Origin of the sequence: Acetobacter cibinongensis, from assembly GCF_000963925.1 — a bacterium.
GTDB classification, from domain to species: Bacteria; Pseudomonadota; Alphaproteobacteria; order Acetobacterales; family Acetobacteraceae; genus Acetobacter; species Acetobacter cibinongensis.
In genome coordinates this window covers 26,208-43,359 of record NZ_BAMV01000007.1, presented here as the reverse complement: position 1 = coordinate 43,359, position 17,152 = coordinate 26,208, and the positions used below count along the sequence as shown (strand labels likewise).

General features: G+C 55.0%; 13 protein-coding genes. 11 read left to right on the top strand and 2 right to left on the bottom strand.

What is annotated here, in order from left to right; all coding sequences use genetic code 11:
• Positions 1–155 precede the first annotated feature (155 nt).
• The 3 genes from dnaK (at position 156) to dapB (ending at position 4,213) form a co-directional block, all read left to right on the top strand.
• Positions 156–2,063 (top strand): molecular chaperone DnaK, encoded by a 1,908-nt coding sequence (dnaK, locus tag Abci_RS03265; RefSeq protein WP_048837734.1) that lies wholly within the window; start codon positions 156–158, stop codon positions 2,061–2,063.
• A 152-nt stretch (positions 2,064–2,215) separates the two neighbouring features.
• Positions 2,216–3,373, top strand: a complete 1,158-nt coding sequence (gene dnaJ / locus Abci_RS03260) for a molecular chaperone DnaJ (protein ID WP_048837733.1) — start codon at positions 2,216–2,218, stop codon at positions 3,371–3,373.
• 42 nt (positions 3,374–3,415) lie between these two features.
• Positions 3,416–4,213, top strand: coding sequence for a 4-hydroxy-tetrahydrodipicolinate reductase (dapB, locus tag Abci_RS03255; protein ID WP_048837732.1), 798 nt, complete (start codon positions 3,416–3,418; stop codon positions 4,211–4,213).
• A 5-nt stretch (positions 4,214–4,218) separates the two neighbouring features.
• Here dapB and Abci_RS03250 read toward each other — a convergent pair whose 3' ends face one another.
• Complete coding sequence (locus Abci_RS03250; protein ID WP_048837731.1) at positions 4,219–5,313, bottom strand: PDDEXK family nuclease; 1,095 nt, start codon at positions 5,311–5,313, stop codon at positions 4,219–4,221.
• Positions 5,314–5,643: 330 nt separating this feature from the next.
• Between Abci_RS03250 and metK the strand changes: the two genes are divergently transcribed.
• The 6 genes from metK (at position 5,644) to Abci_RS03220 (ending at position 11,253) form a co-directional block, all read left to right on the top strand.
• Positions 5,644–6,831, top strand: coding sequence for a methionine adenosyltransferase (gene metK / locus Abci_RS03245; protein WP_048837908.1), 1,188 nt, complete (start codon positions 5,644–5,646; stop codon positions 6,829–6,831).
• A gap of 21 nt (positions 6,832–6,852) precedes the next feature.
• A complete protein-coding gene (gene trmB, locus Abci_RS03240) occupies positions 6,853–7,566 on the top strand; it encodes a tRNA (guanine(46)-N(7))-methyltransferase TrmB (RefSeq protein WP_048837730.1) in 714 nt (237 codons plus the stop codon).
• 95 nt (positions 7,567–7,661) lie between these two features.
• Complete coding sequence (purH, locus tag Abci_RS03235; protein ID WP_048837729.1) at positions 7,662–9,239, top strand: bifunctional phosphoribosylaminoimidazolecarboxamide formyltransferase/IMP cyclohydrolase; 1,578 nt, start codon at positions 7,662–7,664, stop codon at positions 9,237–9,239.
• Between the two features lie 117 nt (positions 9,240–9,356).
• Complete coding sequence (locus Abci_RS03230; RefSeq protein ID WP_048837728.1) at positions 9,357–10,106, top strand: hypothetical protein; 750 nt, start codon at positions 9,357–9,359, stop codon at positions 10,104–10,106.
• Positions 10,107–10,243: 137 nt separating this feature from the next.
• The gene (locus Abci_RS03225; RefSeq protein ID WP_048837727.1) at positions 10,244–10,411 is read left to right on the top strand and encodes a DUF1328 domain-containing protein; all 168 of its coding nucleotides are present in this window, start codon (positions 10,244–10,246) and stop codon (positions 10,409–10,411) included.
• A 158-nt stretch (positions 10,412–10,569) separates the two neighbouring features.
• Entirely contained in the window at positions 10,570–11,253 is a 684-nt protein-coding gene (locus Abci_RS03220; RefSeq protein WP_048837726.1) for a Fe2+-dependent dioxygenase, read from the top strand.
• A gap of 44 nt (positions 11,254–11,297) precedes the next feature.
• On the opposite strand, the gene Abci_RS03215 is transcribed toward Abci_RS03220, so the two are convergent.
• Positions 11,298–12,206: a S1/P1 nuclease gene (locus tag Abci_RS03215; RefSeq protein WP_048837725.1), complete on the bottom strand. Its 909-nt coding sequence runs from the start codon at positions 12,204–12,206 to the stop codon at positions 11,298–11,300.
• A gap of 239 nt (positions 12,207–12,445) precedes the next feature.
• Here Abci_RS03215 and Abci_RS03210 point away from each other — a divergent pair, with 239 nt between their 5' ends.
• Both Abci_RS03210 and Abci_RS03205 read left to right on the top strand, forming a co-directional pair.
• Positions 12,446–14,989, top strand: coding sequence for a TonB-dependent receptor (locus Abci_RS03210; RefSeq protein ID WP_048837907.1), 2,544 nt, complete (start codon positions 12,446–12,448; stop codon positions 14,987–14,989).
• Between the two features lie 84 nt (positions 14,990–15,073).
• Positions 15,074–17,152, top strand: coding sequence for a phosphocholine-specific phospholipase C (locus tag Abci_RS03205; RefSeq protein ID WP_048837724.1), 2,079 nt, complete (start codon positions 15,074–15,076; stop codon positions 17,150–17,152).

Here is a 17,152-nt window from a genome sequence, read left to right as displayed (position 1 = left end):
GTTGCCAACCCCTTGCGCCGCACTTGAAACACGCCGGGGCACACCATACATCAGGTTCAACACTCACGCCGCCCCGCATTAAAGGGTACGGCAGAGAGATTAGGACCCCGCCCGGTGCTTCGGGCCAGGCTGGGTCGCTGAAGGAGAATGAAGATATGAGTAAAGTTATTGGTATTGACCTTGGTACAACCAACTCCTGCGTATCCGTACGTGAAGGCAGTGAAAACCGGGTTATTGAAAACAGCGAAGGTGCACGCACCACGCCGTCTATGGTGGCTTTCACTGAAGGTGGTGAAATGCTGGTCGGTCAGGCTGCAAAACGCCAGGCCGTTACCAACCCCACCAACACGCTGTATGCTGTAAAGCGTCTGATCGGTCGTCGTTTTGATGACGCTACCGTGCAGAAAGACAAGGAAATGGTGCCCTACGCCATTGTCAAAGGTGACAATGGGGATGCATGGGTGGAAGCGCGCGGCACAAAATATGCCCCTTCCCAGATTTCCGCTTTCGTGCTCGGCAAGATGAAAGAAACAGCCGAGGCTTACCTTGGTGAAAAAGTAACGCAGGCCGTTATTACGGTTCCGGCTTACTTTAACGATGCCCAGCGTCAGGCCACCAAAGATGCAGGCCGCATTGCTGGTCTGGAAGTGCTGCGTATCATCAACGAACCAACGGCTGCTGCCCTTGCTTACGGCATGGAAAAGAAAAGCGGCGGTACGGTTGCAGTTTATGACCTTGGTGGCGGTACGTTTGACGTGTCCGTGCTGGAAATTTCTGACGGCGTGATCGAAGTGAAATCCACCAACGGGGATACGTTCCTGGGTGGTGAAGACTTTGATAACCGCATCATCGGCTTCCTGGCAGACGAATTCAAACGCGAACAGGGTATTGACCTGCGCTCCGACAAGCTGGCTCTCCAGCGTCTGAAGGAAGCAGCAGAAAAAGCCAAGATCGAACTGTCTTCTTCCAAGGAAACAGAAATCAACCTGCCGTTCATCACCGCAGATGCTTCCGGTCCGAAGCACCTTGTGGTCAAGCTGACCCGCGCCAAGCTGGAAAGCCTTGTTGATGACCTGATCCAGCGTACGCTTGAGCCTTGCAAAGCTGCCCTGAAAGACGCAGGCGTTTCTGCTTCTGAAATCGATGAAGTCATTCTGGTTGGCGGTATGACCCGCATGCCAAAAGTGATCGACGCGGTTAAAGACTTCTTCGGTAAAGACCCTGCCCGTAACGTGAACCCGGACGAAGTGGTGGCTATTGGTGCCGCTATTCAGGGTGCCGTGCTGAAGGGTGATGTGAAAGACGTTCTGCTGCTGGACGTAACTCCGCTGTCTCTGGGTATTGAAACCCTGGGTGGCGTGTTTACCCGCCTGATCGACCGTAACACCACAATCCCGACCAAGAAGAGCCAGACCTTCTCCACGGCGGATGACAACCAGAGCGCTGTGACCATTAAGGTCTTCCAGGGCGAGCGTGAAATGGCAGCCGATAACAAGCTGCTGGGTAACTTTGACCTGACAGGTATTGCTCCGGCTCCCCGTGGCGTGCCGCAGATTGAAGTGACGTTCGATATCGATGCCAACGGCATTGTGTCCGTGTCTGCTAAAGACAAGGCAACCGGCAAAGAACAGCAGATCAAGATCCAGGCTTCTGGCGGTCTGTCTGACAGCGATATCGAGCAGATGGTGAAAGACGCTGAAGCTAACGCTGAAGCTGATAAAGCCAAGCGCGAGCAGGTTGAAGCACGCAACAACGCAGAAAGCCTGGTGAACCAGGTTGAAAAGTCTCTGACTGAAGCTGGCGACAAAGTGCCTGCTGCTGACAAGACGGCTGCGGAAGAAGCAATTGCTGAAACCAAAAAAGCTCTTGAAGGCACGGATGCTGAAGCAATCAAAACAGCATCTGAACGCCTGACACAGGCCGCCATGAAAATTGGTGAAGCTGTGTATAAGGCTGGTCAGGCTGAAGAAGGTGCGGCTGCTGCCGGTGGTGCGGACGCCAAGCCAAACGACGAAAAAATCGTTGATGCCGACTTCGAAGACGTTAACGACAAAAAGTCCTGATAGGACGCGACTATAGCTGCGGCAGGGGGGTAACCCCTTGCCAAGGCACTCTTTTTTTCTGGCGTCCGTGCTTCTCAGTAAGGCGGACGCCTTTGTCATATCTAGACATAGGCTGCGCTTGCTAAGAGGCAGCCCGTTGCACGAGGACCCCCATGGCCATTCAGATTGACTACTACGAAACGCTTGAAGTCTCCCGCACAGCATCGGCAGACGACCTTAAAAAAGCCTATCGTAAGATGGCCATGAAGTATCACCCGGACCGCAACCCCGGTGATGAATCGGCTGAAGCCAAGTTCAAGGAAGTCAATCAGGCCTATGACGTCCTGAAAGACGAGCAGAAACGGGCAGCCTATGACCGCTTTGGTCATGCAGCGTTTGAAAACGGTGGCGGCGGTGGCCCCGGCGGCTTTGACTTCAACGGCTTTGGCGGTGCCGGGGCTGGTGGTCTGGGCGATATTTTCGAGCAGATGTTTGGAGACATGATGGGCGGCCGCCGTGGTGGTGGCGCGGCCCGTACCGGTAATGATATCCAGACCCATGTGGATGTAACACTGGAAGAAGCCTTCACCGGTGTGAAGAAGGATGTCCGCATCATCACCCGTGTGGCGTGTGACTCCTGCCACGGCACTGGTTCTAACGATGGGGCTGCAGGTGTTGCAGTCTGCCCAAGCTGTCACGGCGCAGGCAAGGTGCGGGCGGCACAGGGCTTCTTTGTTGTAGAACGCCCATGCCCCACCTGCCACGGCTCTGGTAAAACGGTTAAAGACCCCTGCAAGGCCTGCCATGGTGCCGGAACTGTGGAAAAAGAACGTACAATCAGTGTTCAGATTCCCGCTGGGATTGAAGACGGAACACGCATCCGCGTGACAGGTGAGGGGGAAGCTGGCGCTCAGGGCGTACCGCCGGGTGACCTGTATGTGCATGTGTCCGTGTCCGAGCACGGGATCTTCCAGCGTGACGGTGCCAATATTTATTGCCGCGTGCCGCTGCGTATGGGGCAGGCCGCGCTGGGTACGGAAATTGAAGTGCCGGTGATTGATGGTAACCGTGCCAAGGTTAAAATTCCGGCAGGTACCCAGACCGGGGCGCATTTCCGGCTGCGTGGCAAGGGCTTCTCGGTCCTGCGTTCTGGCGCACGGGGCGATATGTATATTCAGGTTACGGTCGAAACCCCGCAGCACCTCAACAAACGCCAGCGCGAGCTGCTGGAAGAGTTTGAGAAAGAAGCCGGCGAGAACGTTAAAGGCAGCCCGGAGCACAGCGGGTTCTTCGCCCGCGTGCGGGACTTCTTTGAAAACAAGAGCTGCTAACCCTTTTAGGGCACGTAACGTAGGGTAAGGGGCGGTAACAGCATGTCACAGTCGCATCTTCGGGTAGGGATAGCCGGTATTTCTGGCCGCGTGGGTCAGTTGCTGGTGGAAGAAGTGGCTGCGGCCGGCCTAATCCTGTCAGGCGGCACGGCGCGTAACCCCGCAGCGGTAAAGGGGCTGCCTGCATCCGTCCCGGTGTTTGCGGATATTACTGATCTGGCCGCCGTGAGCGATGTGGTCATTGACTTCACCCATGCCGATACGGCGGAGGCACATGCTCAGGCACTGGCCGCACAAGGGACAGCATGGGTGTTGGGAACAACCGGCCTTTCCGCCGTGCAGCAGGAGGCTGTTGAGGGTGCGGCAAAGACAATCGTGGTTGTTCATGCCGCCAACTTCTCGCCAGGTGTCACGCTGGTGCAGCGTCTGGCCCAGATCATGGGGCGCACCCTGCCAGCCCAGACATATGATGCTGAAATTGTAGAAATGCATCACCGTCAAAAAGTGGATGCCCCTTCTGGCACGGCTCTGGCCATTGGGGAGGCCGTGGCCCAGGGTCGCGGTGTCAAGTTGGCGGATGTGCGGGACAGCGGGCGGGATGGCCATACAGGCCCCCGCAAAACCGGCGATATCGGCTTTGCGGCTTTGCGCGGTGGCCAGATTGTAGGGGAGCACGAAGTCATGTTCACCTCGGCGGATGAGCAGATCATCCTGACCCACCGTGCCTTTGACCGCCGTATTTTTGCGGCCGGGGCCGTACGCGCCGCCCAATGGGCCGCCACCCAGCCCCCCGGTTACTACGGTATGGACCATGTGCTGGGTTTGCCGCCGGTATCGTGAAGCTTTTAGCTGTTTGCGTTCCACTGCGGGAAAAAAGATTTCAGCCGGTCTGTCGTATGGCGCCATGCTGGGGTTTTCGGGGCACATACGGTGTTTTGGTTGCCAAATAGACCGGTTTCATTGACTGCCTCCTGTAGGGGGCGGGTTTCAAGCCAATGGATGGGAACGAACACCTCACGCCCATCTGGGTCATCAAGCAGGTGGGAGTGGTAAGAGCTTTCTTTCAGAATCTCTAGGGCGGGGCGTTCAGTGCCCTGTTCATCACGAAGTATAAATTCATCAGCAGGAAGAGCGCTGCCTTTTACTCTTCCAACGCCCACATAACCTACTTTAGGCACACGCACCCAAACCAGATCCCCCGCTTTCAGAAGGTTTAGGGTGCCACTATACCAGCCACCCCCGCCGGCAGAAATAAAACCATATTTCCTAGCTTCATCCCAGTTTCTGCTGCCATCATGACCAAAGCACGCATAATACTCACCGTTCCACGGTTCTTTAAGTGCGGGTTTGGCGTTGACTGCTGCCGCTGTTTGAGTCTCGACAGGGTCTAATAACCATGATCGGCTTAAGAGTTGGCCGTGGTCAGTATCGAAAACCTGAAAAAATAGCACGTTAATGGGAATGTCCCGCTGGTTAAGATAGTTGACAATCCGTTCGCTTGCTGAATCAAGGCGTGAAGCGACAATCACAATTTGATGGCTTTGATTAACGGTTTCTTCGTCAAAAGGCGTGTTAAACCGGGCTTCAAATGCCGTAGCCAGATTCTGGTTTGTGAATCGGCTGTAAATGCGTTCCAGATCCTGTGCCTTTAAAGTAGAAGCCCAACACGCATAATCCAAAGCTTGAGCCACAACATCACGGGGCGTTTTGTCACGTTTTAACTCAATGAGAATGAGAGAGCCATCCGGCGCTAGGGCCAACAGGTCAATCCGGCCACCCGACCCCGTAACTTCCTGACGGCCGACAATCATCCATTCTCGGGATAAGATTGCTGGTTCGGCAACAATCATATTTTCTAAGAGAGCTTCACTGGGAAGCACGCCCTCTGATAGTGCAGAAGGCGTTGAAGCAATGCGCCATAAGGCATGTTTAAGAGGCATTCTAAAATCTCGTTATAAATGAGTTCTAATATCAGAAAATCATTTTCGTATGGTATGGCAAGCATGACAGCAATAATTATTTACGATCTGTGCCTGTGAATAAAAAGACTATGGCCACACACTGAATCCACCATGAATTTTGCGGATAATTCAGGTGAAATGAACCATTAAGATACGGTGCTAGATGCTCGGGGTATCAGACCAAATGCATCTGCATAGCCGCAATACACTTGACCCGCGGCCACTATTCCGCCACACGGTTCCGTCGCCTTTTATTAAGGCGGCGCTCACAATTCCTATTTCACAGTGCGTGGGGCAGACGGCACCATCATGCGTAAAGACGGCGATTTCCTGTTCACTTCAGAATCTGTATCTGAAGGTCATCCCGACAAGGTTGCGGACCGGATCAGCGATACTGTTCTCGATGCCTACCTTGCAGCAGACCCGGAAGCACGCGTGGCCTGTGAAACCATGGTCACCACCAACCGTATCATTCTGGCAGGTGAGGTCCGTGGCCCCGCTTCCGTCACGTCTGAAGGCCTGATTCAGGCCGCACGTGATGCCGTGAAAGATATTGGCTACGATCAGGAAGGTTTCTCCTGGCGTAAGGCTGATGCCTCCAATTACCTGCATGCCCAGTCTGCTGACATTGCTGTTGGCGTTGACAGCGCAGGCGACAAGGACGAAGGCGCAGGCGATCAGGGGATCATGTTCGGTTACGCATCGAACGAAACCGACACCCTGATGCCAGCCCCAATCTATTATGCACACCGCATCCTGCACACTATGCGTGACCTGCGTCGTGCTGGCGATGCCCGCGTGGCAGGCTTGCAGCCTGACGCAAAAAGCCAGGTGACACTGCATTACGCCAATGGTCGCCCGGTTAAGGCAACCTCTGTCGTGATCTCCACGCAGCATGATGCTGGTATCAATCAGGCAGATCTGCGTGAACGCCTTGGCGATGTGGTGCGTGGTATTCTGCCAGAAGGCTGGATGCCGGAAGATAAAGAATTCTACGTCAACCCAACGGGCGTGTTCGTGATCGGCGGTCCAGATGGCGACTGCGGCCTGACAGGGCGCAAAATCATTGTGGATACCTATGGTGGTGCAGCCCCTCACGGTGGCGGTGCTTTCTCTGGTAAAGACCCCACGAAGGTTGACCGCTCCGCAGCCTATGCCTGCCGCTATCTGGCCAAGAACGTTGTGGCTGCCGGTCTTGCTGACCGTTGTACCATCCAGCTTTCTTACGCCATTGGCGTGTCTCATCCGCTGTCTGTCTATGTGGACCTGGATGAAACCGGCAAGGACGTGGATGAAGCCCGTCTGGGCGCCATCCTGCGGGACGTTATGGACCTGACGCCACGCGGTATCCGTAAGCATCTGCGCCTCAACCGCCCGATCTATGCTGAAACTTCAGCCTATGGTCACTTCGGTCGTACGCCAGACGATGCCCGTGACAACTTCACCTGGGAGCGTACCGACCTGGTTAACGCTCTGCGCAGCGCCCTTAACCGCTAATTTAAGGGACTGCCACGTATCATGACGGAGGACGTACGCGCACCAGATGTCAAGCCGCCGCCCGAAAGGCTTTATGGGCGGCAACGCGGGCATCCGCTGCGTCCTCGTCAGGAGCGTTTGTTGGAAGAAGCGCTGCCACGGCTGCGCTTTCCGCTAGACAAGGCAGGCACACCAGCAGACGGCTTTGGTAAAACGCCGTCACAAATCTGGTTTGAAGTCGGCTTTGGGGGAGGAGAGCACTCCTACGCGCAGCACAATGCGCACCCCGATGTCGGCTATATTGCCTCAGAAGTCTTTCATAACGGTCTGTGCTCACTTCTCACGCGCCTTGTGCCTGTGGAAGAAGAAGCAACCGCACCTATCCCGGACATGCTGCGTCTGTGGGATGATGATGCCCGCATTCTGCTTAAAGCCATGCCGGATGCCTCGGTGGACCGCCTCTTTCTGATGTTCCCGGACCCGTGGCCCAAAGGGCGTCACGCCAAGCGCCGCTTTGTGCATCCGCACAACGTTGAGCTTGTGGCCCGCGTGCTCAAGCCCGGTGCCGTATGGCGCGTGGCGAGCGATGACCCGACCTATCAGGCATGGGTTGAGGAAGTTATGTCCGCCCAACCGTATTTTGACGCCCCGGCTCCCGTGACGGAACGGCCAGAAGGCTGGTTCCCCACACGGTACGAAGCCAAAGCCATTGCGGCTGGCCGTCAACCTCTTTACTGGACGTTTACCCGCCGGTAAGGGGCCAGCTCTGCCTTTGCGGCAGTTGCTCTGGCACGGCAGGTTGGGTAAGCAGCCGCTTTACTGCTTTCTAGCCGTGCGAAAGGTCTCCGTTCATGAGCCACTCTCCGCTGCCTGTGCGCCGCGCCCTTATTTCTGTTTCAGACAAAACCCAGCTTCTTGACCTTGGGCGTGCGCTTGTCGCGCATGGGGCGGAAATTCTGTCCACCGGCGGGTCTGCCAAAGCTCTGCGGGATGCCGGGTTGCCGGTTACGGAAGTGTCCGATCATACCGGTTTTCCAGAAATTCTGGATGGCCGCGTTAAAACGCTGGTGCCCAAAATTCATGGTGGCATTCTGGGCCGTCGGGACCTGCCTGCCCACACAGCCCAGATGGAAGAGCATGGCATTGCCCCGATCGATCTGGTGGCGGTCAATCTGTACCCGTTTGAAAAAACCGTTGCCTCCGGCGCAGGCGCTGAAGACTGCATTGAGAATATTGATATTGGCGGCCCAGCCCTTATCCGCGCTGCGGCCAAAAACCACGACCATGTGGTGGTTCTGACAGACACGGACCAGTATGCTGGCCTTATTGAGGCACTGGGCAACGGTGGCAGCACACTGGAACAGCGCCGTGCGTATGCCGGGGCTGCCTATGCCCGGACCGCTGCGTATGATGCCGCCATTGCTGCATGGTTTGCCGGACAGGCAAAGGATGACCTGCCTGAGCGCTTTGCGCTGGCAGGCAAGCGGGCAGAAACCCTGCGTTATGGTGAAAACCCGCACCAGCAAGCCGCTTTCTACCGCGATGGCAGCACGCGCCCCGGTGTTGCGACCGCTCAGCAGATTCAGGGTAAGGCCCTGTCGTACAACAACATTAACGACACGGACGCCGCTTTTGAAGCCGTGGCTGAGTTCGACAAACCCGCTGTGGTTATTGTCAAACATGCCAACCCGTGCGGCGTTGCTGTTGGCACATCCCTGACCGAAGCATGGCACAGCGCCCTGCGGTGTGACCCTGTTTCCGCCTTTGGCGGTATAGTGGCTCTTAACCGCACTCTGGACGCCGCAACGGCTGAGCAGATTGCCACCATCTTTACTGAGGTCATTGTCGCGCCAGATGCGGACGAAGAGGCAAAGGCTGTGCTGGCGCGCAAAAAGAATCTGCGCCTGCTGCTGACCGGCGCTCTGCCAGACCCGACAGCCGCTGGTGTGGTGGTACGCTCCGTTGCGGGTGGTTTTCTGGCGCAAACACGGGACAACGGGCGCATTACACCCGAGTCCCTGAAGGTTGTGACCAAGCGCGCCCCGACCGCGCAGGAAATGGAAGACCTGATATTTGCCTTCCGTGTGGCCAAGCATGTGAAGTCCAACGCCATTGTCTATACCAAGAACAACGCAACAGTTGGCATTGGTGCGGGGCAGATGAGCCGGGTCGATTCCGCGCGTATCGCTGCCAGCAAAAGTGGTGAAGCAGCAAAGGCTGCCGGGCTGGATGCACCTCTGACCCAAGGGTCCGTTGCAGCATCCGATGCATTCTTCCCGTTTGCCGATGGTCTGGAAACCATTGTGGCAGCCGGGGCTACGGCTGTTATTCAGCCCGGTGGTTCCATTCGGGATGATGAGGTCATTGCCGCAGCAGATGCAGCAGGCATTGCCATGGTCTTCACTGGTATGCGCCACTTCCGCCACTGACACGCTTATCCTGCGCTTGTCGGCGCAGGATAATTCACGAACAATAGCGTAAAGTTCCACACATCCGTGTCCGGCAGTCTCGAAACGCCGGGCACAGATGGCTTTATTGGTTGACCCATGCGCTCACTGTTCTCTTTTACGGCTCTCCTGCTGGCCACCTCTACAGCGGTTGCCGCCCCTGCTGCCCGGCAGGGTTCCTCCCAGGCATCCTTTGCCGCCCATCAAACGGTTACGGAGCAGCAGGCCTCTGGCGTGTATGACCTGTCCGGCCTGCCGCAGTTCAGTGGCAAGGTGGTGCAGTTTCTGCCATCGTCTCACGGTGGTGTTCTTGGGCTTGTGCTGGCTGATGGCACGCAGGTTCTTGTCTCACCAGAGCAGGGTCACACCCTTGCAGGGCTTATCAAGCCGGGAGACACCGTTTCCATCCGTGGGATAAAAGCGCGCTCTTTGGCCCTTATCCGGGCTTTTGGTATTACCAGCCCGCGTGGTCGTACCATGCAGGACGGCTTTATTGCTCTCCAGCAGCAGTCCCCTGAAATGATAACCGGGCCGGATATTGTCCTGCATGGTGAAATCTGGCTCCCGCTTTATACGCTGGAAGGCCAGATTGCTGGCGTTGTGCTTAAAGACCACAGCGTTATTCACCTCGCCCCGCGGGAAGCAGCACGCCTGCAAGCATGGCTTAAACCCGGCCAGACGCTTTACGCCGTGGGGACAGGCTCCAACGGAGAACTGGGGACTGCTATTGATGCGCGTGAACTTGGCCCAACGTCCGGGCAGCTTGTCAGTGTGACCATTGGCAATGCCCCTCCGCGTGGTCCCGCACCGGGCAGTGCCGGGTACGATGTTATCCCAGGTTCAGAATAACGGATCAGCATATCATTCTGTTTTAATAACAGTTTACGATGAACCTTTTTGACTAGCCCGCGTTGAGAGACCCATACGAAAATCGCCAGCGTTCCCTTGAATGAAGGAACCGGCACTAAGGTGTGAGGAAAGACGTTATGGCTATTTTACGGTGGGTGCTTATTTTCCTGATTCTGGCGCTTGTGGCGTCATTGTTCGGGTTTGGTGGGGCTGCGGCCAGTTTTGCTGGCGTTGCCAAAATTCTGGTTTTTGTTTTTGTGGTCCTGCTTATTATCAGCTTCTTCTTTGGCCGCAGGGCACCCTAAGGCTTTACAGGGTTTGTATCAGAAAAACGCGGGGCGTATGTGCCCCGCGTTTTTTTTTGCCGCATATATGCAAACAACACGCAATTGCATGTTGGCAACGGCTCTTTTACACTTGGCGCACTCAAAGGCTGCCCATAGCCGTGTAAGGAACCAAGCAGATGCTCGTGTGCATACCAGATGTCTTGACACCAGAAGAGGTGACCTATTGCCGCAAACTCCTGGAGGCAGCGGGCTGGGTGGATGGCAAGGTTACGGCAGGGGAGCAGTCAGCCAAGGCCAAATACAACCTTCAGGTGCCAGAGCACTCGGACGAAAGTAAGGAACTGGGGCAACTGGTTCTGAAGGCTTTAGGGCGGAATCAGGTTTTTACCAGCGCGGCCCTGCCTTTACGGGTCTATCCGCCCCTGTTCAACCGGTATGATGAAGGCATGCGGTTTCATGCCCATGTCGATAACGCCATTCGTGCCTTGCCGGGCACAGGTTTCCGTATTCGGACGGATGTGTCCACCACACTCTTCCTCAGCGACCCTGAAGAGTATGACGGGGGAGAACTGGTTATTCAGGATACATATGGCACGCAAACCGTGAAGCTCCCTGCGGGCCATATGGTGGTATATCCATCAACCAGTCTGCACTCCGTCAATCCCGTCACGCGGGGAAGCCGATGGGCCTCGTTTTTCTGGACGCAGTCTCTGGTGAAGGACGATAGCAAGAGAGCACTGCTCTATAACTTTGACCTCTCCATTATCGAGGCCCGAAAGGCGCTTCCTGATGACCACGCCGCCGTGCTGGGTCTGACATCCACCTATCATAATCTGGTCCGGCAATGGGCCGAGATCTGAGGAGGGGGTAGGGCGAGTGCACATTGCACCGCCCTATGTGTCTTTTAGTGTGCTGAGGTTTCAGCCGGAGCTTGCAGGCTTGTATTGAGAATAAAGGCAAGCCGCACACCCGCCTTCATAAGCTGTTGGCGCACGACACTTTGGGCCGCCGCGTCATACCCTTCGGGCAGGGTGATGGGGGCGCTATCCGGGTCACAACCAGGGTGTACGGGCAGGCGGTAGGCATAATCCCGTGCCAGTGCAAAACTTTCCTGCGCCCAGTCAGTGGGGCTGCCCTGCTGCCAGCTCTGCTTGTCCGCGGAGCTGATACCCTCAAACAGAGAATCGGCTAGTTTGTCTGCACTGGGGGAGAGTTCAGAGACAACCTGCGTATCCCAGTAGGAATGCAGGTTGCTTGTACGAGGGCCGCCCAGAGCAATGCGGACGCAGTTGCCGCCTTTGTCGTGGTTATCGGCAGAGTGCAGCGGCTGGTGCAGGTCGCCCACAAAATGCACAATATATTTCAGGGCAAGAATACGTTCTGCTGCAGGGGCTGCGGGGTCAGACAGTTCTTTCTCAAAAGCAGAAATTTTATTGACTACACAATCTTTTGCCGGACCTGTGCTTGCGGTCTGGCCCTGCTCCGGAAAATTGTAGCAGGCCTGAGCAATATCTGGGTGGTCCAGCTCAATATCGACAAAGTGCCACATGCCTGTCTCAGGGTGGTTTGCCGCCCGCCATGCATCGGCCCAGGAGGCGCGGGACATCAGATCCGGTGGGGTCAGTGTGTCCTTGTCCTGCTGGAGCAGAGTGGTGACTTTTTGCTGCACGGTAGGGGATAGATACTTCCATGCCAGCGCGGCAACGGCGGCATGGCCTTCACGCCCCCATGCTAATGCCTGGGCAGAGGACGCGACAAGCCCAAGGGCTATTCCAGCGCTCAAAACGGTGTGGCGAAAACGAGACAGTTGCATTGATTAATTACCCGTAACGTTAAAACAAGGGCGAAATAACTGTTTTTTCTGGAGCGATCATATAACAAAAAATGTAATCTATGACAGCAAAAGTTAGAACGTAACGATACAAAAACGGCGCATCAAAATTTCCTCCGAAAAGTTTTGTGAATTATTTATGAATGCCTTTTATTCAAAAAAAATTTAAATAAGATGCGCATGAATTCCCCACCCATGCCTCCATGCTGAAAGAAAAATGGATGTTTTTTAAACGGCACACCTCAGTCTTGGCCTGCCTGATCTGTTCCACAGTTCTCTCCTCACCTTTGGTGGCAATGGCCGACACAACATCAGACAAAAAAACGTCTGGTGTCGCTGCCAAACACCGTCCGGTGAAGGAAAAACAGAAAGAGAAAACTGCATCCAGTGCTCCTTCCATGTTGGGCGCTACCTCCCCAACAGACGCAGTAGAAGACGAAAAAGTGGAAGTGCATGGGCACACCCATGACCTGGGCGATGGTGATACAGGACGCGCCTTTGGCGGCGGTCTGATGACCCCGACAGATGCTCCCAAGTCCGTGTCCGCCGTAACGCGCGATTACATCGCAAAACAGAACCCGGGTATGAACCCAGTCCAGCTTATCGCTCTGTTGCCAGGCGCTAACGTGTCAGACACAGATCCGTTGGGCATGACGGGCGGTGATATTACTGTGCGTGGGCTTACCAGCTCCCAAATGGGTTTTACCCTTGAAGGTTTCCCGATTAATGATATCGGGAATTTTGCCGTATATGCACAGGAAATTGCAGACGCAGAGAATTTGAAGACTGTACGTCTGGCGCAAGGCTCTGCGGATCTTGACAGCCCGCATATCAGTGCAACGGGCGGCGTGGTTGACATGTATATGATCGACCCCAAAAAGAAGATGGGCGGCCATGTTGACATGACCTACGGGTCTTACAACGCAACACGCGGCTTTGCGCGCTTCGATACAGGCTATCTTGGTAACACGAATCTGCGTGCGTATTTCTCCTACTCTCAAGGCCGTCAGGATCACTGGCGCGGGCCGGGTATGGACGACAAAAAGCACGGCGAAATGAAAATCGTGAACGACTGGGGCGATGGTAACCGTGTATCGCTTGCAGTTATTGGCAACTCTTTGAACAACAGCTCTTATCCGACAACTAGTCTTGCAAGTTGGAAACAGTGGGGAACTGGTTTTATCAACCCTGTTGGAAGCAGCGGGATTGCAAAAGGTCAGCCAGCAAACACCGTTTATGACAAAAACTTTTTCAAAGGGGACAATAATTACTACAAATTAAGAATGAACCCCTTCACCAATATTTATGCTTCTATGCCGTCTACCTTCAAATTGACGGATCACCTTGTCCTGACTGAAACGCCCTATTTCTGGTATGGCTACGGTAACGGCGGTGGTGCTTATGGCACCAACATGTCCCAGATGCCTTATGGCCCAACAACGCTGCCAGGTAGCATTAATGGGCAGACCACAGCAGGTAGTCCGCTGCTGTATAATCCTTCTTTGACCCAAACCTATCGCCCTGGTGCGACGACTAAAATGACATGGACAGCCGGACCTAACCGTCTGATGGTTGGTTACTGGTTTGAATATTCAAAGCAGCACCAGACTTCACCATACAGCATGGTAGGTGACGATGGTCGGCCGGAAAGCGGCCTATGGGGTGACAATAATAATGTTGTCCTCAGTAACGGTCAGACAGCGCAATACCGCGACACTTTGACACAGACCGAAGTGCACACGCCGTTTATTGGCGACAGCCTGTCACTGTTCCATGATAAGCTGACAATTGATGCGGGTCTGAAATATTCTATCGTGCGCCGCCGTGGCACAAATAATCTGCCCGGTCTCGAACAGACAAGTGCACAGAAGTACGTTAACACGAACTACAATACGGCACTGCCAACAGCGGCTATCCGTTATAAAATTGACGCGCATAACCAATTGTTTGCATCGGTTGCTACCAATTTCCGTATGCCGACCAACTATGCACTATACGATTCAGGCACTTATAACAAAATAACAAAGAGATATTCCACGCAGGCTAATCCGAACCAGAACCCCGAAATTTCAATTTCGGAAGAAGCTGGCTGGCGTTATCAGGATGACCTTCTCTCTACCTCCATCACATACTTCCATTATAACTTTACAAACCGTCTGTTCAGCCAGACACTTTTGAATGAGAACAACCAGACGATTACAACAAACATTAATGCTGGTGGTTCGCATTCTGATGGTGTGGATGCAGAAATTGGCACGCGGCCTATTTACCATCTGCGTCCATATGTTTCCTTTGAATATCTCCATGCGGTAACAGACAGCAATATTCTCAGCACCAGTACGCTTAACGGCGCGGTTATTAGTGACTATGCCCGCACCAAGGGCAAAGTCTCTCCACAATCACCGTCTTACATGGTTGCTTTTGGTCTGGACTATGATGACGGCCCACGCTTTATTGGCTTTAACCTGAAATATACTGCCAAGCAGTATTCCACGTTCATGAACGATGAGCATATTCCAGGTTATCTGCGTATGAACATTCACATGGGCTATCGCTTTCCAAAATGGGGCATTTTCAAAAGCCCGATCATTCGTTTGAACCTGCAAAACCTGTCTAACAATCGTTATCTTGGTTATGTCAGTTCACCCGTGGTGGCTGCTAACTCTTCAACCGGCGTCAATGGTGGCACCATTACGGGCAAGACAGCTTACTATCGTGTTGCGTCTCCGTTTGCTGCCCTTGCAACTATCAGCAGCGATTTCTAAAAATCCTGCTTGCAAAGGCCCCTCTCTTCCCACAAGGAGGAGAGGGGCTTTTTTGTATCTACTGTCTTGTAAAAGTGAGGATTTATGCCGGTTATCGGGCGCAGAGGGTTACTTAAGGGAAGCAGTGGGCTTGTTACGGCTGGCCTTTTGGCTTCCATCAACCGGGCGTTGGCCATCCCGGCGGAGCGCCGGAGTGGTACACTGGAAGACGTTGAGCATATTGTAGTGCTCATGCAGGAAAACCGCTCGTTCGACCATTATTTCGGGCATCTGAGTGGTGTGCGCGGTGTGTCAGACCGGCACCCCGTACGCTCACCGGATGGCACGCCGGTATGGTCCCAGTGGCGTAAGCAGCCGGGGGCAGGGCGCATCATGCCGTTCCAGTTGCGCACCCATGTCAGCAGTGCCCAGTGCGTGCTGGACCTGGACCATAACTGGTACCCTACACACGCAGCCATTAATGCAGGCTGGAACGACCAGTGGCCCCGCCACAAGACAGACATGACCATGGCCTATTATGCGCGGGAGGACATACCCTACCATTACGCGCTGGCCGATGCCTTTACCGTGTGTGACCATTATTTCTGCTCCACCCCAACCCAGACACACCCCAACCGCTTTTACCTGATGACCGGTACAGTGGATGGAGACGGCATAGGTGGTGGCCCCGCACTGGACAATGTGGACTGGGTGGACCGTGCCTTCTACCCCAAAGTGCCAGCCCCGTATAACTGGACCACGTACCCGGAGCGTCTGGAAGCCGCTGGCGTAAGCTGGCAGATTTATCAGCAGGGTCTTGCCCCAGCGGATGTTGAGAACGGTAATTTCGGCACCAATGTGCTGATGAATTTTAAAAATTTTGTAGATGCGCTGGAAGGGTCTGCACTGCAACAGCGTGCCAATACCAAACGCACTCTAGCGGACCTGCGCCAGGATGTGCTGGCGGATAAGCTGCCACAGGTCTCCTGGCTTCTGCCACCCGCTGCCTATTCCGAGCACCCCCGTTGGACCCCCGGCTATGGGGCTACCTATATTGCCCGCGTACTTAACGCCTTGACCGCCAACCCGGACGTTTGGGCCAAAACCGTCCTGCTGGTCATGTATGATGAAAACGATGGGTATTTTGACCACGTGCCTCCACCGCAGCCGCCCACCCCTGTGCTGCCGGGTAAAAGCACGGTGGATGTGACAGGTGAAATTCATAACCGCATCACCCCGCATGAGCCTGACCGTTACAAGGTTGATAACCTGCCGTATGGCCTTGGCCCACGTGTGCCCATGCTGGCCCTATCACCCTGGAGCACAGGCGGTTATGTGTGCTCAGAAGTCTTTGACCACACATCAGTTTTAAGGTTCATCGAGGCACGGTTTGGCGTGCGGGAAGAGAATATTACCCCGTGGCGTCGGTCTGTGTGTGGTGACCTTGTCAGTGCGTTTGACTTCTCCCGCAAGCAGGGACTGAAAGGCAATCTGCCCGATACCTCAGACTACCGGCAGCAGGTGGACCTATCCTGCAAACTGCCAGACCCAGCCATCCCCACCCAGAGTACGAATGAGGATATTGGTACGCAGGAACCCGGCACCCGTCCGGCCCGCCCACTGCCCTATGTGCTGGCAGTAACCGAAGTGCCCGGCAAGGCGGATACCCTGACCCTGCGGTTCGACAATACCAGCACCACAGGTGCCTGTTTCTATGTGTATCGGGAACAGTCCAGTGAAAAGCCGTTCCGTTATACGGTAGGGGCGGGTGCAACACTGGAAGACAGCTTTGCCCTGCCAGAAGGCCAGACCTCGCGCTTCACGATTATGGGGCCAAATGGGTTTGTGCGGTATTTTCATCGGACCCGGCATAAAACCGTGAGCGTTGGCTCGCAGGACCAAGGGGCCACAGGCAGCCTGACAGTCGTGCTGCATAATGTTACGGCACACGCGCAGCACGTCACGCTGCATGACAATGCTTATGGCTACGCGGCACAGGCGCTCACGCTCGCACCTCATGCCACGGTGCGGCACAGCATTGCCTTGGGCAAAAGTGCCCAGTGGTATGATGTGACAGTGCGTGTGCAGGGGGATGCTGCGTCTGAAACCCGTCTGGCCGGGCATGTTGAAACAGGCAAAAGCGGCCTGACGGACCCTGCTTTGGGCAAGCCGGTCCTTCAGTAA